The sequence below is a fragment of the Halomonas sp. 3H genome (genome assembly GCF_024206005.1).
Lineage (GTDB): Bacteria > Pseudomonadota > Gammaproteobacteria > Pseudomonadales > Halomonadaceae > Halomonas > Halomonas campaniensis.
The window spans coordinates 1,502,958-1,527,575 of record NZ_CP100360.1; the positions used below are offsets into that span (position 1 = coordinate 1,502,958).

The following is a 24,618-nucleotide window of genomic DNA, read 5'->3' on the forward strand; positions in this document are numbered from 1 at the left end:
CTCAGAGTCACGACATGTCACACTACTACCGCCTGGTGGTCTCCTGCCCCGACCGCGTGGGGATCGTCTCCCGGGTCTCCGGGTTCATCGCCGGACACGGCGGTTCCATCACCGAGGCGAGCCAGCACTCCGACCTGGAGACCGGCCGCTTCTTCATGCGCTACGAGATCCTGGCCGACTCCATCGGCATGCCGCCCGAGGCGCTGCGCGAGGCCTTCGCCCCCATCGCCCGCGAGTTCGAGATGCACTGGCGGCTCACCGATACCCGCCTGCGCCCCCGGGTGGTGCTGATGGTCTCGAAGGAGTCCCACTGCCTGGTGGACCTGCTCTACCGCTGGACCGCCGGCGAGCTCGACTGCGATATCGCCGCGGTGATCTCCAACCACGAGGCCATGCGCGGCCTGGTGGAGTGGCACGGCATTCCCTACCACCACGTGCCGGTGCTGCCCGAGCAGAAGCAGGCGGCCTTCGACGAGGTGCAGCGCCTGGTGGACGCGGTGCGGGCCGACTGCGTGGTGCTGGCCCGCTACATGCAGATCCTGCCACCGGCCGTCTGCGAACGCTACGCCGGCCGGGTGATCAATATCCACCACAGCTTCCTGCCCTCCTTCGCCGGGGCCAAGCCCTACCACCAGGCCTACGAGCGGGGCGTGAAGCTGATCGGCGCCACCTGCCACTACGTCACCGAGGAGCTCGATGCCGGGCCGATCATCGAGCAGGACATCCACCGGGTGAGCCACTGCCATACCCCCGACGACCTGGTGCGCTTCGGCCGCGACGTGGAGAAGGCGGTGCTGGCCCGGGGCCTGCGCTGGCACCTGGAGGACCGGGTGCTGATCCATGGCAACAAGACGGTGGTGTTTGCCTGACCGACAGTGACGGAGGGGCGCAATGTCGTTTTCCGAACCGGTACTGGCCCCCTGGCTGCTGGTGCTCGCTGGCCTGGTCTCGCTGCTGACGGTCGGCCTGGCCCTGGCCCAGCGGCCGTGGCAGCCGCTGCTCGCGGACCATGCGTTGCAGCATCGCTGGCTGGCCGCCACCGTGGCGGTGCTGCTGATGTGGCAGCTGCGCGCCCAGGCGGTGGAGTGGCTCACCCTGCACCTGATGTTCACCGCGCTGCTGACCCTGGTGTTCAAGGCGCCGCTGGCGCTGCTCTCGATCCTGCTGGTGAACCTCGCCATGGTGGCCACCGGTCGCGCCGACTGGTCGCTGCTGGGGATCAACCTGCTGGTCACCGGCGTGGTGCCGGCGCTGGTGATGGTGCTGGTATGGCGCCTGGTGGACCGCCGCCTGCCGGACAACCTGATGGTCTTCCTGTTCGTCTGCGGCTTCTTCGGCGCGGCGCTCTCGACCCTGGCCGCCGGGGGAGCCGCGGTGGGGCTGATGATGCTCGGCGCCAGCGATGCCCACGCGCTCTACCAGGTGATGGAGTACGCCCGCTTCCTGCCGCTGCTGATGCCCTCGGAGGCCTTCATCACCGGGATGCTGATGGCGATCCTGCTGGTCTATCACCCGCACTGGGTGGCCACCTTCAACGACCACCGCTATATCGATACGAAATAGCGACAAGTCACAAGGAGCAAGCTCCAAGGAACCCCTTGTGGCGGGTGCCCGAGAGGACACCATCATCCTGCCTTGCAGCTTGCAGCTTGCAGCTTGCAGCTATAACGCCAACGCCAGCTGGCGACGCTCGGCCTCAGGGAGCAGCCGGGCGCCAACGCCGAGCAGCCGGACCGGCCGGCGGCCGCGCTCCCAGGCCTGCTGCAGCAGGCGGGCGAAGCTCTCCGGGCAGGGGGCGAGGCCGCGGCTCTCCAGGGTGGTCAGGCTGAAGTCGTCGAAGCGCACCTTGACCACCAGGCCCGCCAGGGGCGGATGGCCATGACGGGCGATGCGCTCCTCCAGTCGCTCGCAGAGCGGCACCAGGGCCTCGTGGCAGTGGACCAGGTCGGGCAGGTCCCGGGCGAAGGTGGTCTCCACGCTGATCGACTTGCGCTCCCGCTCCACCCTGACCGGCCGCTCGTCGATTCCCCGGCAGAGCTCGAAGAGCCGCCGCCCGAACTTGCCGAACTCCTCGACCAGCCGCTCCAGCGGCACCTCGCGCAGCTGCTCGCAGGTAGTGATCCCCAGGGCGTCCAGGCGCGCGCCGGTGGCCGGCCCCACGCCGTGGAGCTTCTTCACCGGCAGGGGGCGGAGGAAGGCGTCGACCTGCGCCGGGGCGATCACCGTCAGGCCGTCGGGCTTCTCCCAGTCGCTGGCGATCTTGGCCAGGAACTTGCTGGGTGCCGCGCCCACCGAGACGGTGATCCCGGTGCGTGCCAGGCACTCCTCCTTGAGCCAGCGGGCCATCCAGGTGGCGCTGCCGGAGAAGCGCTCGACCTCGCTGACGTCCAGGAACGCCTCGTCCAGGGAGAGCGGCTCCACCAGGGGGGTGAGCTCATGGAAGATCGCCTGGATCTGCCGCGAGACCTCGCGGTACTTCTCGAAGTCGCCGGGCAGCAGCACCAGCTGGGGACAGAGGCGCAGGGCCCGGGCCGTGGGCATCGCCGAATGGATGCCGAAGGCCCGGGCCGGATAGTTGCAGGTAGCGATGACCCCGCGCCGCTCGCGGCTGCCGCCGATGGCCAGCGGCACCTCCCGCAGGCGGGGGTCGTCTCGCATCTCCACGGCGGCATAGAAGCAGTCGCAGTCGGCGTGGAGGATCTTGCGCTCAGCCGAGGGCCTGACCATTGCCACCGCGTATCACGCCCACCCCGACGCCCTCGATCTCCAGCGCCTGATGGCGCAGGTCCACCTCGATGGGGGCAAACTCGGCATTCTCGGCGGTCAGGGTGACCCGGTGCCCCTCCCGGTGGAAGCGCTTGACCGTCACCTCGTCCTCCAGGCGTGCCACCACGATCTGCCCGTCGCGGACCCGCTCGGTGCGATGCACCGCCAGCAGGTCGCCCTCCAGGATGCCGACGTCCTTCATCGACAGGCCGCGGACCCGCAGCAGGTAGTCCGCCCGGGGGGTGAAGTACTCCGGCGGCAGCGGGCAGTAGCGGTCGATATGCTCGGCGGCCAGGATCGGGCTGCCGGCGGCCACCTCGCCGATGATCGGCAGCCCCGGCGCCGGGGGTGACTCCTCGCCGCCCTCGGGGGCCTCGGCCTCCTGGGCCGGCAGGCGAATGCCCCGGGAGGTACCGGCGATCATGCGGATCACCCCCTTGCGTTCCAGGGCACGCAGGTGCTCCTCGGCGGCATTGGGGGAGCGGAAGCCCAGGGCGCGTGCGATCTCGGCGCGAGTCGGGGGGTAGCCGAGTTCCTGGATGGTCTTGACGATGAAGTCGTAGACATTCTGCTGGCGCTGGGTGAGGGGGCGTGTCATGCGACCTCCTGGAGTCGGGGGGCGATCGACGATCGCGCATCGTGTATTGGTCAAGTATACAGCATGGAAGTTCATCCAGTAAAAGGCGGGGCAAGCCCGATGTTTCAAACGCCGGCAAGGCCCCAGCATTGAGTCGGATGCGGCGCCTGGCGTAGAATTCGACTACGTTTGAAACAGCTGTTTATAACCGGGACGCCTTAGCTCATGGCCCAGACCGACACCGTCACACGGATTCTCGACACGGCCGAAGTGCTGTTCGCCGAACGCGGCTTCGCCGAGACATCGCTGCGCAACATCACCGGCAAGGCCAAGGTCAACCTGGCGGCGGTCAACTACCACTTCGGCTCCAAGAAATCGCTGATCCAGGCGGTGTTCGCCCGCTACCTGGACCCCTTCACCGAGCGTTTCCACCGCGCCCTGGACGACCTCGAGGCGCACTACGACGGCCAGGTGATCCCCCTCGAGGAGCTGCTCGAATCCATGGCCCGCACCGTGCTGGAAGTGCCCGCCGAGCGCAACAGCCTCAAGGTCTTCATGAAGCTGCTCGGGCTCGCCTACAGCCAGGCCCAGGGACACCTGCGCCGCTACATCCAGGAGGAGTACGGCAGCGTCTTCACCCGCTTCACCGAGCTGGTGCGCCAGGCGACCCCGGACCTGCCCGATGCCGAACGCTTCTGGCGGCTGCACTTCATGCTCGGCACCGTGATCTTCACCCTCTCGGGCCTGGATGCCCTGCGCGATATCGCCGAGAAGGACTACGGCGAGCATGTCACCGTGCGCTACCTGATCCGCCGGCTGCGCCCGGTGGTGGTGGCCGCCATGCAGGCGCCGCTGCCGGAGCCCGCCCCGGCCGCCGCCGAGGCGGGCTGATGGCCACCCCCGACCTGACCCGGCTGCCACCCGAGCGGGGTATCTGGCTGGAGATCGACACCCGGGCCCAGTCGCTGCGGATCCGGGAGGGAGGCGAGGTGCGAGCCGAGTTCCCGGTCTCCACCGGGGCCGCCGGCACGGGGCAGCAGGAGGGCAGCGGCCAGACCCCGCTGGGCTGGCACTACGTGCGCGCCGCCATCGGCGCCGGCCAGCCGCCCGGCACGGTCTTCCGCGGGCGGCGGCCCACCGGCGAGCGCTTCTCGCCGGCGCTTGCCGAGGCCCATCCGGGACGCGACTGGATCCTCACGCGGATCCTCTGGCTCTGCGGCCTGGAGCCGGGCCACAACCGCGGGGGTGACGTCGACTCCCAGCGCCGCTATATCTATCTGCATGGCACGCCGTCCGACGAGCCCATGGGCGAGCCCCGCTCCCACGGCTGCGTGCGTCTGCGCGATGCCGACCTGCTGGCGGTGTTCGACGCCGCGCCCCCCGGCACCCCGGTCTGGCTCCACGACTAGGCGACGGTCGGTAGTCGGCGGTCGGCGCCTGTCGTCGCAGCGGCCTTTGGTCTAGAATCTGCCCCCTTTCACGCCAAGGAATCCCCCCATGACCCAGACCCTCGGCCCGGTGATGCTGGATCTGGAAGGCCCCCGACTGAGCACCGACGAGGCCCGCCTGCTGCGGCGCCCCGAGGTCGGTGGCGTGATCCTGTTCGCCCGCAACACCGAGTCGGCCGCCCAGGTCCGCGGGCTGTGCGACGAGATCCGCCGGGTGCGCCCCGAGCTGCTGCTCGCCATCGACCAGGAGGGTGGGCGTGTCCAGCGCCTGCGCGACGGGGTGACCCGCCTGCCGGCCATGGGGCGCCTGGGCCGCGACTATGCCGGCATGCCCGAGGTCACCGTGCGGCGCTGCCGGGATGCCGGCTGGCTGCTGGGCATGGAGATGGCCGCCTGCGGGCTGGACCTCAGCTTCGCCCCGGTGCTCGACGTGGACGGCGGCACTTCCACGGTGATCGGCAACCGCAGCTTCTCGGCCGACCCCCAGGCGGTGACCTCCATGGCCGGCGCCTTCATCGACGGCCTTCACGAGGCCGGCATGGTGGCCGTGGGCAAGCACTTCCCGGGCCACGGCGGAGTGGCCGCCGATTCCCATCATGAGCTGCCGGTGGACCCGCGACCCCTCGACGCGCTGCGCGCCCATGACCTGGTGCCCTTCACCCGCCTGGCAGGCCGGCTCGACGGCGTGATGCCCGCCCACGTGGTCTACTCGGCCTTCGATGCGCGCCCGGCCGGCTTCTCGCCGACCTGGCTCGGCCTGCTGCGCCAGAGCCTCGGCTTCAAGGGGGTGATCTTCTCCGACGACCTGAGCATGGCCGGGGCGGCCTCGGCCGGCTCGCCCGGCGAGCGTGCCGAGGCCGCCCTGGCGGCCGGCTGCGACATGCTGCTGGTCTGCAACGACCGCGCCGCGGCCCTCGAGGTGCTGGACGCTTGCCGGGGGCGCGCGGGGGCCCAGCGCCTCTCCCGGCTGCGCTATGGCCGGGCGCGCCCCGACCTCTCGACCCTGGAGGCCCTCTCCCGCTGGCGGCGTGTGCACGCCTGCCTCGAGTCCCTGGCGGCGGACTGACCCGCCGGCTGCCCGTTTCCCGACCCACGTTTCACGACATCCACCACGAGCTGCAACCGATGCCCAAACTCGATCCCGACTTCCACCAGTCCCTCGCCGACATGCGCGAGGTCATGGACCATGCCGACTGCCTGATCGACCAGCAGGCGGTGGAGCGGGCCCTAGACCGCATGGCCGACGAGATCACCCGCGACCTGGGCGACAAGCTGCCGGTCTTCTACTGCGTGATGAACGGTGGCCTGATCACCACCGGCCACCTGCTGACCCGCCTGGGCTTCCCGCTGGAGGTGGACTACCTGCACGCCACCCGCTACCGCGGCGGCCTGCGCGGCGGCGAGCTGTTCTGGCGGGTCTCCCCGGAGATCCCCATGGCGGGGCGCCACGTGGTGATCGTCGACGACATCCTCGACGAGGGCGCCACCCTGGCGGCGATCCTCGACTACTGCCGCGAGGCGGGGGCGGCCAGCATCTCCACCGCGGTGCTGGTCGACAAGCAGCACGACCGCAAGGCGGTGCCCGACCTCAAGGCCGACTACTGCAGCCTGGAGGTCGCCGACCGCTACGTCTTCGGCTTCGGCATGGACTACAAGGGCTACTGGCGCAACGCGCCGGGGATCTTCGCGCCGCAGGGGCTGTAGCAGCGCCAAGCGCCAAGCGCCTAGCGCCCGGCGCCCGGCCGGGAGGCAATGGGCAGCTGGTGCCGAAGACACATAAAGAGAAACCCCGTCGAGCCAGGCCCGACGGGGTTTCTTCGTTGACGCCGGCATGATTGGCAGCGTCATCATCCTGCGGCGCTCGGCGCTCGGCGCTCGGCGCTCGGCGCTCGGCGCTCGGCGCTCGGCGCTCGGCGCTCGGCGCTCGGCGCTCGGCGCTCGGCGCTCGGCGCTCGGCGCTCGGCGCTTACGCCAGCCCCAGCTCGTGGGTGGCTTCCTCGCGCATCTTGAACTTCTGGATCTTGCCGGTGACGGTCATCGGGAACTCGTCGACGAACTTCACGTAGCGCGGCACCTTGTAGTGGGCGATCTTGCCCTTGCAGAAGTCCTTGAGCTCGTCGGCGGTCAGCGCCTGGCCCTCGGCCAGCTTGACCCAGGCCATCACCTCCTCGCCGTACTTCTCGTCGGGCACCCCGATCACCTGCACGTCGGAGATGGCCGGGTGGGTGTAGAGGAAGTCCTCGATCTCGCGCGGGTAGATGTTCTCGCCGCCGCGGATGATCATGTCCTTGATGCGGCCGACGATGGCGATGTAGCCGTCCTCGTCCATGGTCGCCAGGTCGCCGGTGTGCATCCAGCCGGCGCTGTCGATGGCCTTGTCGGTGGCCTCCGGGTTGTTCCAGTAGCCGAGCATCACGCTGTAGCCGCGGGTGCAGAGCTCGCCGGTCTCGCCGCGGGGCACCACGGCGCCGGTCTCCGGGCTCACCAGCTTCACCTCCAGGTGGGGGTGGATGGTGCCGACCGTGGTCACGCGCTTCTCGAGCGGCGCATCGGTCTGGGTCTGGGTGCTGACCGGGCTGGTCTCGGTCATGCCGTAGCAGATGGTGACGTCCTGCATGTTCATGCGGTCGATCACCTTGCGCATCACCTCGATGGGGCAGATGGAGCCCGCCATGATGCCGGTGCGCAGGTGGGAGAGGTCGAAGCGCTCGAACTCGGGGTGCTCCAGCTCGGCGATGAACATGGTGGGCACGCCATAGAGGGTGGTGGCCTTCTCCTCGGAGACCGCGGTCAGGGTCTGCTCGGGGTCGAAGCCGTCGCCCGGGTAGATCATGGTGGCGCCGTGGGTGACGCAGCCCAGGTTGCCCATCACCATGCCGAAGCAGTGGTAGAGCGGTACCGGGATCACCATGCGGTCGTTCTCGGTGAGCGCCATGGTGCGCGCCACGAAGAAGCCGTTGTTGAGGATGTTGTGGTGGGAGAGGGTGGCCCCCTTGGGCGCGCCGGTGGTGCCGGAGGTGTACTGGATGTTGATCGGGTCGTCGAACTGCAGGGTCGCCTGCACCTCGGCCAGGTGCTCCGCGGAGACCTCGTCGGCGTGGGCCAGCATCGAGGGCCAGGTGAACATGCCGGTCAGCGCACGGTCGGCGTCCAGGCAGACCACCCGCTTGAGTTCGGGGAGCTTGGCGCTCCTGAAGGTGCCGGGGCCGCCGTCGCGCAACTCGGGCGCCAGCTCGGCCAGCGTCGCCACGTAGTCGGAGGTCTTGAACTTGCCCTGCAGGATCAGCGTCGAGGTGCCGGACTGCTTGAGGGCGTACTCCAGCTCATGGGTGCGGTAGCTGGGGTTGATGTTGACCAGGATGGCGCCGATCTTCGCCGTGGCGAACTGGGTGATGGTCCACTCGGCGCAGTTGGGCGACCAGATGCCGACCCGCTCGCCCTTCTTCACGCCCAGGGCGAGCATCGCACGGGCGGCCTCGTCCACGGCGGCCTGCAGCTCCTGCCAGGTGTAGCGCAGGCCCTGGTGGCGGCTGATCAGGGCCTCGCCATCGGGGAAGCGGGCCACGGTATCGTCGAAGCAGTCGCCGATGGTCTGGCCCTTCAGGGGCATGTCGCTGGTACCGCTCACGTAGCTGATCGGAGTATGTTGGCGTGTCATGGTTTCCCGTCTCTTGTTGTTGCAGATGGTGGCCGAACAGAGGGTGCAACCCGGTCATCGTGCCTGCCGAGCCCCCGCGGTGCCGCCGGGCATCGATGCCGCGACGGCAGGGGCATGTCCCGGCTCAGTCCCCGGGCGGCTCCCCCTTGAGACTCTCCAGCACATCGCGGGCGCGGCTTTCGACATCGTCGAGTTCGCGATGCATCAGCCGGATATCCTCGAGCTGACGCTCGAGGTTGGCCCGCTTGTCGGCGAGGATCTCGAGAAGACGCTGCAGCTGGCGCGCGTTGCCGTCGGGCATCGCGTCGTACATCTCCACCACCTCGCGGATCTCGGCCAGCGAGAAGCCCAGCCGCTTGCCGCGCAGGGTCAGCTTCAGCCGCACCCGGTCCTTCTCGCGGTAGATGCGGGTCTGGCCGCGGCGCTGGGGCGCCAGCAGCCCTTCCTGCTCGTAGAAGCGGATGGTGCGCGGCGTCACCTCGAACATCTTGGCCAGCTCGCCGATCGAATAGGTGCGGCGCTGACGGGGCAGGCCGCCGGCGGCAGGGGCCGGAGTGTCCGCTGTGCGCTGGGTCATGGGCGTCTTCCTCATTGTTCTTGCGGGGCCGTGGCTGCGCAGCGGAGCGCAGGCCGGCCGCCTGATGGCAACACTAGCCGAGGTTTACGTTAACGTAAAGTGCTTGTTCGACCATGGGGTGATGTGGGATAAACCTAGCAAGTGCTAGGTTGGTGCCCATGCGGGTCGCCGACCCCGCGTCAGCACGCGACCAACAACAATCCCAGCCACGCGAGACGAGGATACCGCCATGGATTTTGCCTTGACCGACGACCAGAAGGCCCTGGTCCAGGCCGCCGCCGACTTCAGCCGGGCCGAGCTGGCCGACCACGCTGCCGAATGGGACGCCACCTCCCACTTCCCCCTGGAGGTGATCCGCCGCGCCGGCGAGACCGGCTTTCTCGGCATCTACACCCCCGAGGAGCACGGCGGGCTCGGGCTCTCGCGCCTCGATGCCTCGCTGATCTTCGAGCAGCTCGCCCAGGGCTGCGTGGCCACCACCGCCTATCTCACCATCCACAACATGGTGACCTGGATGATCGCGACCTGGGGCGACGACGCCCTGCGCGAGGCCTGGGTCCCCGCCATGGTAACCGGCGAGGTGCTCGGCTCCTACTGCCTGACCGAGCCCGGGGCCGGCTCCGACGCCGCCAGCCTGCGCACCAAGGCCGTCCGTGACGGTGATGACTATGTCATCAGCGGTTCCAAGATGTTCATCTCCGGCGCCGGCGCCACCGAGGTGCTGGTGGTGATGGCGCGCACCGGCGCGCCGGACAGCGGCGCCGGCGGCGTCTCGGCCATCGTGGTACCGGCCGATGCCGCGGGCATCGAGTACGGCAAGAACGAGGAGAAGATGGGCTGGAAGAGCCAGCCGACCCGCCTGGTCAGCTTCGACGGCGTGCGGGTGCCGGTGACCCATCGCCTGGGCGCCGAGGGCGAGGGCTTCAAGTTCGCCATGAAGGGGCTCGACGGCGGCCGCCTCAACATCGCCAGCTGCTCGCTCGGCGCCGCCCAGCAGGCCCTGGCCCTTTCCCGCGACTACCTGGGCGAGCGCAAGCAGTTCGGGCGCGAGCTCGGCCAGTTCCAGGCGCTGCAGTTCAAGCTCGCCGACATGGCCAGCGACCTGACCGCGGCACGGCTGATGGTGCGCCATGCCGCCTGGCGCCTGGACCAGAACGACCCCGAAGCCACCGCCCACTGCGCCATGGCCAAGCGCTTCGCCACCGACGTGGGCTTCCAGGTCTGCAACGAGGCCCTGCAGCTGCATGGCGGCTATGGTTATATCCGCGAATACCCGCTGGAGCGGCTGGTCCGCGACACCCGGGTGCACCAGATCCTCGAGGGCACCAACGAGATCATGAGGGTGATCGTCGCCCGGCGCCTGCTCGCCGACGGCGTGATCGAGTCGCTCCAGTAACCGGACCCGCTTACCGACCAGGAGACCCATCGATGTCGGATCTTCCCGTGCTCTTCGACGAGCTCCCCACCCGTGACGGGGGCCGTATCGGCGTCGCCACCCTCAACGCGCCGCGCGCCCTCAACGCCCTCTCCCTGGAGATGATTCGCCAGCTCGAGGCCAAGCTCGAGGCCTGGGCGGTGGACCGCAGCATCGTCGCCGTCTGGCTCGACGGCAGCGGCGACAAGGCGTTCTGCGCCGGCGGCGACGTGGTGGCCCTCTACCGCTCGCTGACCGAGGAGGGCGAGAACCGCGGTGCCGGCCGCGACAGCCTGCTCGCCGAGACCTACTTCACCGCCGAGTACCACCTCGACTACCGCATCCACACCTATCCCAAGCCGCTGATGGTCTGGGGCGACGGCATCGTGATGGGCGGCGGCCTGGGGCTGATGGCCGGTGGCTTCCAGCGCCTGGTCACCGAGACCACCCGCATCGCCATGCCGGAGATCACCATCGGCCTCTACCCGGACATCGGCGCGAGCTGGTTCCTCAATCGCATGCCCACCGGCGTGGGCGCCTACCTGGGACTCACCGGGGCCCAGCTCAACGCCCGCGACGCCCTGGACCTGGGCCTGGCCGACCGCTTCATCCCGCGCGAGCGCCGCGAGGCGCTGCTCGGCGCCCTGGAGGAGGCGGAGTACGGCGACCGCAGCCCGCGGGCCCTGCGCGCCGCCGTGCAGCGGGTGCTTGACGCCCATGAGGACCGCGCCGCCGTGCCCGAGGGGCAGGTGATGCCGCGCCTGGACAGCATCCAGGCGCTGGTCGGCCATGTCGACCCGGCCACCGCCGTGCGGCGCATCCTCGCCGACGACAGCGACGATGCGTGGCTCGCCGCCAACCGCGCGCGGCTGGCGACCGGCTGCCCGATGACCGCCCACCTGGTGTGGCGCATGCTCGACCGTCACGCCCACACCAGCCTGGCCGACGCCTTCCGCGACGAGCTGGCCCTGTCGGTGCAGTGCTGCCGCCTGGGGGACTTTCCCGAAGGCGTGCGGGCGCTGCTGATCGACAAGGACAAGTCGCCCCGCTGGAGCCATGCGGACGTCGACAGCGTGCCCGAGGAGGCGATCCAGGCGCTGTTCGTCTCGCCCTGGAGCGACGAGACCCACCCGCTGCGCGACCTCGGCTGGGGCCATCGCGTAGGGTAAGGCATCCTGTCGGAGGGGCGGCGGGAGCGTCCGGTGCAGCCATCCTGCAACGATCGCTTTTCGTAGGAGCGCTGCTTGCAGCGCGATGGAGGCCAGGGAGACGCCGGCAACACCGCCATCGCCCTGCCAGCAGGGCTCCTACGGGCTGAGCCCTCCGGCGCTTGGAAGTTTCAGACAATCGATAACAAGGAGCTCAACCATGAACATCGCCTTTATCGGCCTGGGCAACATGGGCGCGCCCATGGCCAGCAACCTGGTCAAGGCCGGCCACAGCGTCACCGTCTTCGACCTGGTGGAGAGCGCCATCCAGGCCCTCGAGAGCGAGGGCGCCAGCCGTGCCGAGAGCGCCGAGGCCGCCGCCCGCGGCGCCGAGGTGGTCATCTCCATGCTGCCCGCCGGAGCCCACGTCAAGGGGCTCTACCTGGGCCGCGACGGCGCCCCGGGCCTGCTCGACGCCCTCGACGGCAAGCCGCTGCTCATCGACGCCTCCACCATCTCGCCGGACGACGCCCGCACCGTGGGCGCGGCGGCGGCCGAGCGAGGCCTGAGCTACCTGGACGCGCCGGTCTCCGGCGGCGTGGGCGGCGCCAGGGCCGGCACCCTGACCTTCATCGTCGGCGGCGATGCGGCCGGCTTCGAGCAGGCCAAGCCGGTGCTGGAGGCCATGGGCAAGAACATCTTCCACGCCGGCGAGACCGGGGCGGGGCAGGTGGCCAAGATCTGCAACAACATGCTGCTCGGCATCCTGATGAGCGGCACCGCCGAGGCGCTGGCGCTGGGCGTGAAGAACGGCATGGACCCGGCGGTGCTCTCCGAGATCATGAAGCAGAGCAGCGGCGGCAACTGGGCGCTCAACGTCTACAATCCCTGGCCCGGTGTGATGGAGGGCTCCGCGGCCTCCCGCGACTACCAGGGCGGCTTTCTTACCGACCTGATGGCCAAGGACCTGGGGCTGGCCTGGGAGCTGGCGCTGGGCTCGAAATCCTCGGTGCCCATGGGCTCCCAGGCGCGCAACCTCTTCGCCCTGCACAGCGCCCAGGGCAATGGCGGCCTGGACTTCTCCAGCATCCAGACCCTCTATCGCGCCGGGGAATAGGTCAGGCTCTGTCCAAAAACTGGCTGCGCTCGCCGCCTTTTCAGACGAGGCCTGGCGTCCTACACGCTGGCGACGAAAACGGGCACAATCCAGTGCCCGTTCTTCGTCGAGAGCCTCCATGCCGTCGCCGTCCTCCACCGCCTCTGCCCCGCGCCGCCCCATGCGGCGCGAGCTGCTGGAAGGGCCGATCGCCCTGACGCTGCTGCGCAAGACCCTGCCGGTCATCGGCGGGATGATCGCCATGATGAGCTTCAACCTGGTGGACACCTGGTTCATCTCGCGGCTCGGCACCGAGCCGCTGGCGGCGGTCTCCTTCACCTTTCCGGTGGTCTTCACCGTGATCAGCCTGGCCATCGGCATGGGCATCGGCACTTCGGCGGTGGTGGCCCGGCGGCTGGGGCAGGGCGACCTGGAGACGGTGCGGCGCCGGGCCACCGACGCCGGGCTGCTGGCGCTGGCGGTGGGGCTGGTCATGACGCTGCTTGGCCTGGCCACCCTGGAGCCGCTCTTCCGGCTGCTCGGCGCCGACGACACCCTGATGCCGCATATCCGCGACTACATGGGCATCTGGTACCTGGGGGCGGCGGCGGTCATCGTTCCGCGGGTGCTCAACAGCATCCTGCGCGCCCACGGCAACACCGTCACCCAGGGGCTGATGATGGCGCTGGCCGCCGGGGTCAATGTGCTGCTCGACTGGTGGCTGATCTTCGGCGTGGGGCCCTTCCCGGCCATGGGGGTCTCCGGGGCGGCACTGGCCACCGTGCTGAGCTGGGGCCTGATGGCGGTGGCCCTGGCCTTCCAGCGGGAGCTGCGCGAGCTCTTCGACCTGGCCGGCCTGACCTGGCGGGGGCTGCTCGCCTCCTGGCGGGAGCTCGGACGCATCGCCGGGCCCGCGGCCATCACCAGCGTCTTCACCCCCATCGCCATGGGGCTGCTGACCCGTATCGTCGCCGGCCATGGCCACGACGCCGTGGCCGGCTTCGGCGTCGGCACGCGCATCGAGGCCATCGCCCAGATCGCCGTGCTGGGGCTCTCCATGACCCTCTCACCGCTGGTCAGCCAGAACGCCGGCGCCGGCCAGCACGAGCGGGTGCGCCGCGCCATCTTCGGCTGCTTCGCCTTCGTGCTGGCCTGGCAGCTGCTGGTGTGGGGCCTGCTGCAGGCGCTGGCCCCCTGGCTGGTGGCAGGCTATGCCGAGCGCGAGACGGTGGGGGAGGTGCTGCGCACCTTCCTGTGGCTGGTGCCGCTGGGGCTCGGCGCCCAGGGGGTGGTGATCCTGGCGGTGTCGTCGTGCAATGCCCTGCATCGCCCGGCCCGGGCCATGCGCCTCTCGGTGGTGCGGCTGTTCGTGTTGAGCGTGCCGCTGGCCTGGCTGGGCGGGCGGCTCGTCGGCACCACCGGCATCTTCGCCGGCATGCTCGCCGCCAACCTGTTGATGGCGCTGGTGGCCGGGTGGCAGATCCGCCGGGTGCTGGCGCGCTATCGCTGAGGTTTTCGTCGTCGGGACTTGGCAGGCAGGGCTCCTTGGTCTACATTTGATAAAAATGTAGATATTATTTTCGGACACCTCACCCTGGAGCCCACGCCATGAGCCAGATCACCCCCGTCACCTGGGAAGACCCCTTCCGCCTGATCGACCAGCTCAGCGAAGACGAGCGCATGGTCCACCAGACCGCCCACGACTACTGCCAGGAGAAGCTCCTGCCGCGGGTACTGGAGGCCAACCGCCACGAGATCTTCCATCGCGAGATCATGAACGAGATGGGCGAGCTCGGCCTGCTGGGTTCCACCATCGACGGCTACGGCTGCGCCGGCCTCAACTACGTCAGCTACGGCCTGGTCGCCCGCGAGGTGGAGCGGGTCGACTCCGGCTACCGCAGCGCCATGAGCGTGCAGTCGAGCCTGGTGATGTACCCCATCCACGCCTTCGGCAGCGAAGCCCAGCGCGAGAAGTACCTGCCGAAGCTGGCCACCGGCGAGTGGGTCGGTTGCTTCGGTCTCACCGAGCCCGACCACGGCTCCGACCCGGGCGGCATGGCGACCCGCGCCACCCGCACCGAGAATGGCTGGCGCCTCAACGGCACCAAGACCTGGATCACCAACTCGCCCATCGCCGACGTCTTCGTGATCTGGGCCAAGGACGACGAGGGGGTGATCAACGGCTTCATCCTCGAGAAGGGCATGAAGGGGCTCTCCGCGCCCAAGATCGAGGGCAAGTTCAGCCTGCGCGCCTCCATCACCGGCCAGATCGCCATGCAGGACGTGGAGGTCTCCGACGACCAGCGGCTGCCCAACGTCACCGGCCTGAAGGGCCCGTTCTCCTGCCTCAACCGCGCCCGCTACGGCATCGCCTGGGGCGCCATGGGCGCCGCCGAGGCGTGCTGGCATGCCGCCCGCGACTACACCCTGGAGCGCAAGCAGTTCGGCCGCCCGCTGGCCGCCAACCAGCTGATCCAGAAGAAGCTGGCCGACATGCAGACCGAAATCGCCCTGGGCCTGCAGGCCGCGCTGCGCGTGGGCCGCATGATCGACGATGGCCAGCTGGTGCCCGAGGCGATCTCGCTGATCAAGCGCAACAACTGCGGCAAGGCCCTGGACATCGCCCGGGTGGCCCGGGACATGCATGGCGGCAACGGCATCAGCGACGAGTACCACGTGATCCGCCATGTCATGAACCTGGAGGCCGTCAACACCTACGAGGGCACCCATGATGTCCACGCGCTGATCCTCGGTCGCGCCCAGACCGGCCTGCAGGCCTTTACCGGCTGATCCACGGCAGCTGCAAAGTTGCCCATCACAAGGGGCGCCGGGGGCAAGCCGAAGAGGAGGTCCGATTCCAGGGAAGGAATTGGTAGCGTACAGGGAGGTATTCACAGCGCCTCCTCGCAGGCTTGTCGCCGGAACAGCCCCGTAGGCTACACGCTCTGCAAGGAGTCAAGATGAGCGGACCGCTGGACGGCATCACGGTGCTCGACATGTCGCGGGTGCTGGCCGGCCCCTGGGCTGGCCAGCTGCTCGCCGACCTGGGCGCCCGGGTGATCAAGATCGAACATCCCGAGCGCGGCGACGACACCCGCGGCTGGGGACCGCCATGGCTCGCCGAGGCGGATCGGGTGGAGAAGGTCGCCGCCTACTACCTCTGCGCCAACCGCGGCAAGCAGTCGCTGGCCGTGGATATCGCCGCCGAGGAGGGGCAGGCGCTGATCCGCCGGCTGGCCGAGGGCGCCGATATCCTGCTGGAGAACTTCAAGGTCGGCGGGCTCGAGAAGTACGGCCTCGACTACGCCAGCCTGAGGGCTCTCAACCCACGGCTGATCGGCTGCTCCATCACCGGCTTCGGTCAGGACGGCCCCTACGCCCACCGCGCCGGCTACGACTTCATGATCCAGGCCATGGGCGGGTTGATGAGCCTTGGCGGCGAGCCCGACGGCATGCCGATGAAGACCGGCGTGGCGATCACCGACGTGATGACCGGGCTCTACGCCACCGTGGGGGTGCTGGCGGCGCTGCAGGAGCGGTCGCGCACCGGCGAGGGCCGCCACGTGGACGTGGCGCTGCTCGACGTCCAGGTGGCCACCCTGGCCAACCAGGCCCTCAACGCCCTGGTGTCGGGCCGTGACCCCGAGCGTCACGGCAACGCCCACCCCAACATCGTGCCCTACCAGGCCTTTGCCTGCGCCGATGGCCACCTGGTCCTCACCGTGGGCAACGACGCCCAGTTCTCCCGCTTCGCCGCGCTGCTCGGCCATCCGGAGTGGGCCGAGGACCCGGCCTACGCCACCAACGCGGCGCGGGTCGGCAATCGCGAGGTGCTGGTGCCGATGATCCAGGCGATCCTGATGTCCCGCTCGCGGGACGAATGGCTCGCCGAACTGGAGGCACGCGGCATCCCCGCGGGGCCAATCAACACCCTCACCGAGGTGTTCGACGACCCCCAGGTGCAGCATCGCCGGCTGCACCGCCAGCTGACGCGGGGCGAGCTCGAGGTGCCCCAGGTGGCCAATCCGCTGCGCTTCGACGGTGACTCCGCCACCAGCGAGGTGGCCCCGCCACGCCTCGGCCAGAACAGCGACGCGATCCTCGCCGAGATGGGCCTGACGCCGGACGATATCGCCCGGCTCAGACGGGCAGGGGTGGTGAGGTAGGGGCCTTACCGCGGCGAAAAACGCCGCTTGAGCCCCACCTCGGCGATCATCCGGGTGGAGATCTCCTCCACCGAGAAGCGGGTGGTGTCGATGAAGGGGATATGCATCTGGCGGTAGAGGCCCTCGGCCTGGCCCACCTCCTGGACGCACTGGTCCATGGAGCTGTAGCGGCTGTTGGGGCGTCGCTCGTGGCGGATCGCCGCCAGCCGGCGCGGGTCGATGGTCAGGCCGAACAGCTTGTGGCGATGGGCGGCCAGGGCGCGGGGCAGCTTGAGGGAGCCGTCCTCGTCCAGGTCGTCTTCGGTGAGCGGGTAGTTGGCCGCCCGGATGCCGAACTGCAGGGCCAGGTAGAGCGAGGTCGGGGTCTTGCCGCAGCGCGAGACGCCGATCAGGATCACGTCGGCCTTGTCGTACTGGTGGGTGCGGGCGCCGTCGTCGTTGTCCAGGGCGAAGTGCACCGAGTGGATGCGGTCCATGTAGACCTCATCCTTGCCGATGGAGTGGGTGCGGCCCACGGTGTAGCTGGAGTGGGTCGCCAGCTCCTGCTCCAGGGGCTCGAGGAAGGTCGAGAAGATGTCGATCTTGAAGCCCTCGGCCTCGCGGATCACCTGGCGGATCGCGCCGTCGACGATGGTATCGATGATGATCGGCTGCTCGCCGTCGCTCACCGCGGCGCCGTTGATCACCTGCACCAGGGCGTGGGCCTTCTCCACCGTGTCGATGTAGGGCTTGGTCAGCATGCGGATCTCGACGTTCTCGAACTGGGCCAGCAGGCTGCGGCCCAGGCTCTCGGCGGTGATGCCGGTGCCGTCGGAGATGAAGAAGGCGGTACGGGTCATGGCGGTATCGCTGTCGGCTGGGAAAGGGATCCCCCATTGTCGATGCCTGCCCGCCCGGCGACAAGCCGCAGGATCCTCGACGCTGAGCGCTCGGAGACTACAGAAATGCGGCAATTCCGCGGATTGTTGTAAAAATCCTCCAGTGACTTCGATGTTAGACCAATGGCGAATATGGCCGGCCGCTGTTAGAGTCGCGACCATCCCTTCATGCCCGTGCGCAGGACACCGTCAACCGGCATGAAGCTCCATCGTCGATATACTCGGAGGTCACGTGGACGATTACATTCTGTGGTTCGATCAGCTGGGCATGGACGACGTCGACCGGGTCGGGGGCAAGAACGCCTCCCTCGGCGAGATGATCTCCAACCTCTCCGGTGCCGGGGTGACCGTTCCCGGTGGCTTCGCGACCACCGCCCACGCCTACCGCGAGTTTCTCTCCCACGAGGGGCTCAACGATCGGATCAATCAGGCGCTGGCTCGGCTCGACGTCGATGACGTGGGCGAGCTCGCCCGCGTCGGTGCCGAGATCCGCCAGTGGGTCATCGACACCCCGCTGCCGCCCACCTTCGAGCAGCACCTGCGCACCGCCTACGAGCAGCTTCTTGCCCAGCACCCCAACCTCAAGGTCGCCGTGCGCTCCTCGGCTACCGCCGAGGACCTGCCGGACGCCTCCTTCGCCGGCCAGCAGGAGACCTTCCTCAACATCGAGGGCTTCGACAACATCAAGCGCGCCGTGCATGAGGTGTTCGCCTCGCTGTTCAACGACCGTGCCATCTCCTACCGCGTGCACCGCGGCTACGCCCACGAGAACGTGGCCCTCTCGGCCGGCGTGCAGAAGATGGTGCGCTCCGAGACCGGCGCCTCCGGCGTGATGTTCACCCTGGACACCGAGTCCGGCTACCGCGATGCGGTCTTCGTCACCGCCTCCTGGGGGCTGGGCGAGACCGTGGTGCAGGGCGCGGTGAACCCCGACGAGTTCTACGTCCACAAGCCGACGCTCGCCGCCGGCCGCCCCGCCGTGCTGCGCCGCAACCTGGGCTCCAAGCTGATCAAGATGGTCTACGGCCAGGAGGCCAGCGCCGGCAAGTCCGTGGAGACCGTGGACGTCCCGCTCAAGGAGCGCGGCCGCTTCTGCATCAACGACGAGCAAGTGATGGCCCTGGCTCGCCAGGCGGTGACCATCGAGCAGCACTATCAGCGTCCCATGGACATCGAGTGGGCCCTGGATGGGGACGACGGCGAGCTCTATATCGTCCAGGCGCGTCCCGAGACCGTGGTCTCCCAGCAGGAGGGCGGCAAGCTCGAGCGCTTCCAGCTCAAGGAGAAGGGCCGCACCCTGGTGGCCGGCCGTGCCATCGGCCAGCGCATCGGCCGCGGGGCGGTCAAGGTGGTCTTCTCCCCGGACGACATGGACAAGGTCAAGCCCGGCGACGTGCTGGTCACCGACATGACCGACCCCGACTGGGAGCCGATCATGAAGCGCGCCTCGGCCATCGTCACCAACCGCGGCGGCCGGACCTGCCACGCGGCGATCATCGCCCGTGAGCTCGGCATCCCGGCGGTGGTGGGCTGCGGCGACGCCACTGAGGTGCTGGCCGACGGCCGCGACGTCACCGTCTCCTGCGCCGAGGGCGACACCGGCCACGTCTACGAGGGGCTGCTGGAGTTCGACCGCCGGGTGACCAGCGTCGACGCCATGCCCGAGATCCCCTTCAAGATCATGATGAACGTCGGCAACCCCGACCGCGCCTTCGGCTTCGCCAGCCTGCCCAACGCCGGCGTCGGCCTGGCGCGCCTGGAGTTCATCATCAACCGCATGATCGGCGTGCACCCCAAGGCACTGCTCGAGTACGACACCCTGCCCGCCGACCTGCAGCAGACCATCGACCTGCGCACCGCCGGCTACCCGAGCCCGGTTGACTTCTACGTCGACAAGCTGGTCGAGGGCATCTCCACCCTGGCCGCCGCCTTCCACCCCCAGCGGGTCATCGTGCGCCTGTCGGACTTCAAGTCCAACGAGTACGAGAACCTGATCGGCGGCAAGCTCTACGAGCCGGGCGAGGAGAACCCGATGCTGGGCTTCCGCGGCGCCTCGCGCTACATCTCCGACTCCTTCCGCCCCTGCTTCGAGCTGGAGTGCCGGGCGCTCAAGCGGGTCCGCGAGGAGATGGGCCTGGACAACGTCGAGATCATGGTCCCCTTCGTGCGCACCACCGACGAGGCCCGCGAGGTGGTCGAGCTGCTTGCCGCCAACGGCTTGAAGCGCGGCGACAACGGGCTCAAGGTGATCATGATGTGCGAGCTGCCGGCCAACGCCCTGCTGGCCGACGAGTTCCTCGAGTACTTCGACGGCTTCTCCATCGGCTCCAACGACCTGACCCAGCTCACCCTGGGCCTGGATCGCGACTCCGGCATCGTCGCTCACCTGTTCGACGAGCGGAACCCGGCCGTCAAGAAGCTGCTCGCCATGGCCATCCAGGCCTGTCGCGCCCAGGGCAAGTACATCGGCATCTGCGGCCAGGGCCCGTCGGATCACCCGGACCTCGCCAAATGGCTGATGGAGCAGGGCATCGACTCGGTGTCGCTCAACCCGGATGCGGTGCTCGAGACCTGGTTCATGCTCGCCGGCGAAACCCTGGAATAAACCGCCAGCGGCGCCTTGCGGCACCCAGCGCGCCCGGTCGACCCCCGTCGGCCGGGCGCCTTTCGTCTATGCTGACAGACTACCCCACGCGATTCACAGCGACGATTCACAGCGTCGATTCACAGTGACAAGGAGCCTGTCCCATGACCGTTTCGCCCGCCGTTCCCTTCCGCCGCCGCCTGCTGGTTCCGCTCACCGCCGCGCTGATGCTCGGCCTGCCCTTCGCGGCCCAGGCCGAGGTCGCCTTCCAGTACGACATCCCGGCCATCGCCCCGGAGGTCAGCTCCGGCAGCGAGGAGAAGCCCGGCTGGGCCACCGAGCGCTTCGCCGTGGCCGCCGCCAACCCCCTGGCCACCGACGCCGGCTACCAGGTGCTTCAGGCGGGAGGCAGCGCGATCGATGCCGCGATCGCCGTGCAGATGGTGCTGACCCTGGTGGAGCCCCAGTCCAGCGGCATCGGCGGCGGCGCCTTCCTGATGCACTACGACGGCGAGGAGGTCACCGCCTTCGATGGCCGCGAGACGGCCCCGTCCGCGGTGGACGGCGAGCTCTTCCTGGACGAGGAGGGCGAACCGCTGGCCTTCATGGACGCCGCGGCCAGCGGCCTCTCGGTGGGCGTCCCCGGCACGGTACGTATGCTGGAGATGGCCCACGGCAAGCATGGCCGGCTGCCCTGGGCCGAGCTGTTCGGCCCGGCGATCACCCTGGCCGAGCAGGGCTTCGCCGTCAGCCCGCGGCTGCATGCCAGCCTGGCCGGCGAGGAGCGGCTTCGCGACGACCCACTGGGCGGGAGCTTCTACTACGACCAGGAGGGCCAGCCCCTGGCGGCAGGCCACCAGCTCAAGAACCCGGCGCTCGGGGCGATCCTGCGCCAGATCGCCGAGCACGGCAGCTCGGCGCTGCACACCGGTGATATCGCCAAGGACCTGGCCTTCCGCGTACAGGAACATGACGAGCGGCCCGGGGCGCTCAGCGTGGAGGACCTGGCCGGCTATGCGGCCAGGCAGCGCGACCCGATCTGCACCGACTGGAAGTTCTGGCGGATCTGCGGTTTCCCGCCGCCCTCGTCGGGGCACCTCACCGTGATGCAGATCCTCGGCATCCTCCATGCGCTGCCGGATGTGGAGGAGCCGGTGGTCGACGGGCTCCCGAGCGAGGCCTGGCTGCATGGGTTCCTCGAGGCCGCGCGGCTGGCCTTCGCCGACCGCGGCCGCTACATCGCCGACCCCGACTTCGTCGAGGCTCCGGGCGGCGACTGGTCGGTGATGCTCGATCCCGACTACCTGGCCCTGCGCGCCGACCTGGTCGGCGAGGAGAGCCTCGGCAGCGGCGGCGCCCAGGCGGGCAACCCCGGCGCACTCGCCACCGCCTGGGGGCAGCACCCCGACCAGCCCGAGTACGGCACCAGCCACATCAGCATCATCGACGAGGAGGGCAACGCCATCGCCATGACCACCACCATCGAGTCGGCCTTCGGCTCGCGGATCCTCGCCGATGGCGGCACTGGCCTGCCGGGTGGCTACCTGCTCAACAACGAGCTCACCGACTTCTCCTTCACCCCGGAGGACGAGGCGGGGAACCCCATCGCCAACCGGGTGGAAGCCGGCAAGCGGCCGCGCTCCAGCATGAGCCCGACCCTGGTGTTCGACCGCGACAGCGGCGACCTGGTGGCGAGCCTCGGCTCGCCGGGCGGTGCGGCGATCATCCACTACACCGCCAAGGCGCTGGTGGCCATGCTCGACTGGGGCCTGGACGCCCAGGCGGCCCTGGACCTGCCCCACGCCATCACCCTGGGCGGGCCGGTGTTCCTGGAGGAGGGGCGCTTCCCCGCCGCGACCCTGGAGGCCCTGGCCGCCCGCGGCCACGAGGTCAGCGAGCGCGAGCTGGTGAGCGGCCTGCAGGCGCTGCAAGTCACCGAGGAGGGCTTCTTCGGCGGCGCCGACCCGCGCCGTGAAGGGGTGGTGATGGGGGAGTAGCGCTGCGGGCTGCCCGGGCAACTGTTGGTTCTGGTGGGAGCCCGGGTTCCCCGGGCGATGGATGGTGCCACCGGTGCCTGGCTTGGCCACTGTCACTGGCTCCACTGGTGGGAGCCCGGGTCCCCCGGGCGATTGGCGGCGCAGCCGCCTGGCGGGGTTGGCCATGCCGAGTGCTATTACAGACATTGGTAACTCCGCTAATCGCCCGATAAATCGGGCTCCCACCAGTCATCGCATATTTTGGTGGCATATGACATATCAGCAACATCACATCGCCGATATGTCGGACCACCGATAAATCGTGCTCCCACCAGTATCAGAAAGCCTTGGTGGTTAGCTCTCACCTTCAGCTCCTCAGCCAGTTCCTCAGCTTCACCAGCAGCAGGCCGCCGTCGCTCAGCTCGCGGCGGTCCTCGATCAGCTCGGCCAGCAGGTCGGGCCGGTCGGTGATGATGGCGTCCACCCCCAGGTCGATGAGCTGCGACATGCGTGCCCGGTCGTTGATGGTCCAGGCATGCACCTCGTAGCCGTAGTGGCGGGCCAGGCGGGTCTCGTTGTCGCTGATGCGGTTGTGACGCAGGCCCAGGGCATCGAAGCCGCGACGGTCCAGGGTGCCGGGCAGCACCAGCTGGGCCAGCAGGGTCACGCGCAGTGCCGGCTCGCGGGCCTTGGCCTCCCGGGCCAGGGTCGGCGACATGGTCGCCAGGCGGGTCTCGCCGATCACGTCCGGCTCGCCGCAGGCTTCGGCGGCGGCCACGTCGTCGGCCGCCTCCCGGCAGGCCCGGCGCAGGCGGGCCTCCTCCTCCAGAGTGGCGATCACCGCCTCCACCAGCGCCACCTCGCGGCCCGGGTCCGGCTTCATGTCGATCATCAGCGCGCTGCGGCCGCGCACCGCCACCAGCGCCTCGTCCAGCCCGGCGATCCGCTCGCCGACGAAGGCGTCGCCGAACCAGCTGCCCACGTCGAAGCCGGCCAGTTCGTCGCGGGTCAGCTCGCCCAGGCGGCGCGGGTCGCCGGTCAGCCGGGTCAGGCTGCGGTCGTGGAAGAGCACCACCTGGTCGTCGGCGGTCAGCCGCACGTCCAGCTCCACGTAGTGGGCGCCGTCCTCCATGGCGCGCTGGACCGCCGGCAGGGTGTTCTCCGGGGCGACCATGGAGCTGCCCCGGTGGGCGATGATCGTCACCTCGTCGCGCAGCTCGAAGCTGTTGACGATCAGCCACGCCTGGGCCAGTGCGAAGCCCACCACCCCCAGCTCCACCGCCCAGGCCAGCCGTCCCGGGTGGGCGTCCGCCGGCGGCGCGGCGGGTCGCGGCTCACGGTGGGCCAGGCGCAGGTAGAGGCAGGCCGAGAGCAGCGCATTGGCGGCGATGCCGGCGAAGGTGATGGCCAGCGTCAGCAGCACGTAGGCGGTGAGGTAGGCCAGGGTGGCGGGGACCAGCACCGCGTTGCGCTCCGGCAGCCACCACAGCATGGGGGTGAAGAGTCGGTCGAAGAGCAGGGTGGCGAGGAAGGGCAGGGCGACGATCACCAGCAGCAGGGCGATCACCGCCACGGCGATGGGGCCCTTGCGGCCGTGGGTCAGGCGGTGGCTGCGCGCGAGCGCCGCGCGGGGTGACAGGGCCTCCAGCGCCACCAGCGGCAGCGCCAGGATCCAGCGGAAGTAGAGGGTGGCGGCGATCGACGCCCAGACCACCACCAGCGGGCCGGCGATGGCCAGGAACTGCCAAAGGGCCGGCGGCCGGACCCGCTGCACGTAGTAGGGGTCCAGCCCGCCCAGGAAGGCCCCGTAGAGCCAGGCCAGGGCGTAGGCCACGGGGATCACCAGCAGCAGGTGGGCGCCGACCTGCACCACCACCAGCCCGGCCAGCGCCGGCAGGCGGCGCAGGGTGGACCAGAGCGCCTCGAAGGCCAGGTGGACATGGTTGTCGCGGGGCCGAACGGCCACCAGGATCATGCCGGCCTGCTGCAGGTAGAGCACCAGGAAGGTCAGGCCGATGGCCGCCAGCAGCCAGAGCGCGCCGCCGGTGCTCATCAGGATGTCGATCAGCTCGGCGTTGGTGATCACCGGGCGGCCGAACTGGCCGAGCAGCCGCGTCAGGCTCCAGGCCACGGCCGGCAGCAGCAGGCTCGAGGCCAGCAGGGTGAAGAAGAGGTGGTAGGCGATCAGCGGCCGCAGGTGCTCGCGCAGGCTGCGCAGCACGTCGCGACTCAGCTGCGAGAGGGCCAGCATGGCGGGATCGGCGTGGTGGACATGGCGTCAGGGTGACACCACCCGAGGCGCCACGGCAAGGGCCGCCGGCGGACCCTGC

Annotated in this window: 20 protein-coding genes; 14 read left to right on the plus strand and 6 right to left on the minus strand. The window is 69.5% G+C overall.

What is annotated here, in order from left to right; all coding sequences use genetic code 11:
- Positions 1-14 precede the first annotated feature (14 nt).
- Positions 15-869 (plus strand): formyltetrahydrofolate deformylase, encoded by an 855-nt coding sequence (gene purU, locus NFC98_RS07095; protein WP_254277390.1) that lies wholly within the window; start codon positions 15-17, stop codon positions 867-869.
- Between the two features lie 22 nt (positions 870-891).
- Positions 892-1,563, plus strand: a complete 672-nt coding sequence (locus NFC98_RS07100) for an energy-coupling factor ABC transporter permease (protein WP_254277391.1) — start codon at positions 892-894, stop codon at positions 1,561-1,563.
- A 99-nt stretch (positions 1,564-1,662) separates the two neighbouring features.
- Here NFC98_RS07100 and dinB read toward each other — a convergent pair whose 3' ends face one another.
- Positions 1,663-2,727 carry a DNA polymerase IV gene (dinB, locus tag NFC98_RS07105; RefSeq protein WP_254277392.1) on the minus strand — a complete coding sequence of 355 codons (1,065 nt, stop codon included), beginning with the start codon at positions 2,725-2,727 and terminating at the stop codon, positions 1,663-1,665.
- On the minus strand, positions 2,708-3,364 hold the full coding sequence (gene lexA / locus NFC98_RS07110) for a transcriptional repressor LexA (protein ID WP_183331284.1): 657 nt from the start codon (positions 3,362-3,364) through the stop codon (positions 2,708-2,710). Before lexA ends, dinB begins: the two co-directional genes overlap by 20 nt.
- A gap of 204 nt (positions 3,365-3,568) precedes the next feature.
- Here lexA and NFC98_RS07115 point away from each other — a divergent pair, with 204 nt between their 5' ends.
- From NFC98_RS07115 to NFC98_RS07130, 4 genes are all read left to right on the plus strand, one after another.
- Complete coding sequence (locus NFC98_RS07115) at positions 3,569-4,234, plus strand: TetR/AcrR family transcriptional regulator (RefSeq protein WP_254277393.1); 666 nt, start codon at positions 3,569-3,571, stop codon at positions 4,232-4,234.
- The gene (locus tag NFC98_RS07120; RefSeq protein ID WP_254277394.1) at positions 4,234-4,752 is read left to right on the plus strand and encodes a L,D-transpeptidase; all 519 of its coding nucleotides are present in this window, start codon (positions 4,234-4,236) and stop codon (positions 4,750-4,752) included. The genes NFC98_RS07115 and NFC98_RS07120 overlap by 1 nt, the downstream gene beginning before the upstream one ends.
- An 88-nt stretch (positions 4,753-4,840) precedes the next feature.
- The gene (gene nagZ / locus NFC98_RS07125) at positions 4,841-5,857 is read left to right on the plus strand and encodes a beta-N-acetylhexosaminidase (protein ID WP_254277395.1); all 1,017 of its coding nucleotides are present in this window, start codon (positions 4,841-4,843) and stop codon (positions 5,855-5,857) included.
- Between the two features lie 59 nt (positions 5,858-5,916).
- Positions 5,917-6,495: a hypoxanthine-guanine phosphoribosyltransferase gene (locus NFC98_RS07130; RefSeq protein ID WP_254277396.1), complete on the plus strand. Its 579-nt coding sequence runs from the start codon at positions 5,917-5,919 to the stop codon at positions 6,493-6,495.
- Positions 6,496-6,757: 262 nt separating this feature from the next.
- Here the strand turns inward: NFC98_RS07130 and NFC98_RS07135 are convergent, their stop codons facing one another.
- Complete coding sequence (locus NFC98_RS07135) at positions 6,758-8,449, minus strand: AMP-binding protein (RefSeq protein WP_254277397.1); 1,692 nt, start codon at positions 8,447-8,449, stop codon at positions 6,758-6,760.
- A 124-nt stretch (positions 8,450-8,573) separates the two neighbouring features.
- Positions 8,574-9,026, minus strand: a complete 453-nt coding sequence (locus tag NFC98_RS07140; RefSeq protein ID WP_183331272.1) for a MerR family DNA-binding transcriptional regulator — start codon at positions 9,024-9,026, stop codon at positions 8,574-8,576.
- A gap of 229 nt (positions 9,027-9,255) precedes the next feature.
- On the opposite strand from NFC98_RS07140, the gene NFC98_RS07145 reads away from it, so the two are divergent.
- From NFC98_RS07145 to NFC98_RS07170, 6 genes are all read left to right on the plus strand, one after another.
- Complete coding sequence (locus NFC98_RS07145; protein ID WP_254277398.1) at positions 9,256-10,422, plus strand: acyl-CoA dehydrogenase family protein; 1,167 nt, start codon at positions 9,256-9,258, stop codon at positions 10,420-10,422.
- Between the two features lie 32 nt (positions 10,423-10,454).
- Positions 10,455-11,609, plus strand: a complete 1,155-nt coding sequence (locus NFC98_RS07150) for an enoyl-CoA hydratase/isomerase family protein (protein ID WP_254277399.1) — start codon at positions 10,455-10,457, stop codon at positions 11,607-11,609.
- Positions 11,610-11,808: 199 nt separating this feature from the next.
- A complete protein-coding gene (gene mmsB / locus NFC98_RS07155; RefSeq protein WP_254277400.1) occupies positions 11,809-12,705 on the plus strand; it encodes a 3-hydroxyisobutyrate dehydrogenase in 897 nt (298 codons plus the stop codon).
- Between the two features lie 118 nt (positions 12,706-12,823).
- Entirely contained in the window at positions 12,824-14,194 is a 1,371-nt protein-coding gene (locus NFC98_RS07160; protein ID WP_254277401.1) for an MATE family efflux transporter, read from the plus strand.
- Positions 14,195-14,292: 98 nt separating this feature from the next.
- The gene (locus NFC98_RS07165) at positions 14,293-15,474 is read left to right on the plus strand and encodes an acyl-CoA dehydrogenase (RefSeq protein ID WP_254277402.1); all 1,182 of its coding nucleotides are present in this window, start codon (positions 14,293-14,295) and stop codon (positions 15,472-15,474) included.
- A 170-nt stretch (positions 15,475-15,644) separates the two neighbouring features.
- Positions 15,645-16,850 (plus strand): CaiB/BaiF CoA-transferase family protein, encoded by a 1,206-nt coding sequence (locus NFC98_RS07170; RefSeq protein ID WP_254277403.1) that lies wholly within the window; start codon positions 15,645-15,647, stop codon positions 16,848-16,850.
- A 5-nt stretch (positions 16,851-16,855) separates the two neighbouring features.
- Here NFC98_RS07170 and NFC98_RS07175 read toward each other — a convergent pair whose 3' ends face one another.
- The gene (locus NFC98_RS07175) at positions 16,856-17,689 is read right to left on the minus strand and encodes a pyruvate, water dikinase regulatory protein (protein WP_254277404.1); all 834 of its coding nucleotides are present in this window, start codon (positions 17,687-17,689) and stop codon (positions 16,856-16,858) included.
- 271 nt (positions 17,690-17,960) lie between these two features.
- Here NFC98_RS07175 and ppsA point away from each other — a divergent pair, with 271 nt between their 5' ends.
- Together ppsA and NFC98_RS07185 are read left to right on the plus strand one after the other, a co-directional pair.
- Positions 17,961-20,333, plus strand: coding sequence for a phosphoenolpyruvate synthase (gene ppsA / locus NFC98_RS07180; protein ID WP_254277405.1), 2,373 nt, complete (start codon positions 17,961-17,963; stop codon positions 20,331-20,333).
- Between the two features lie 206 nt (positions 20,334-20,539).
- A complete protein-coding gene (locus NFC98_RS07185) occupies positions 20,540-22,309 on the plus strand; it encodes a gamma-glutamyltransferase family protein (RefSeq protein WP_254277804.1) in 1,770 nt (589 codons plus the stop codon).
- Positions 22,310-22,655: 346 nt separating this feature from the next.
- Here the strand turns inward: NFC98_RS07185 and NFC98_RS07190 are convergent, their stop codons facing one another.
- Entirely contained in the window at positions 22,656-24,539 is a 1,884-nt protein-coding gene (locus NFC98_RS07190) for a glycerophosphodiester phosphodiesterase family protein (protein WP_254277406.1), read from the minus strand.
- Positions 24,540-24,618 lie beyond the last annotated feature (79 nt).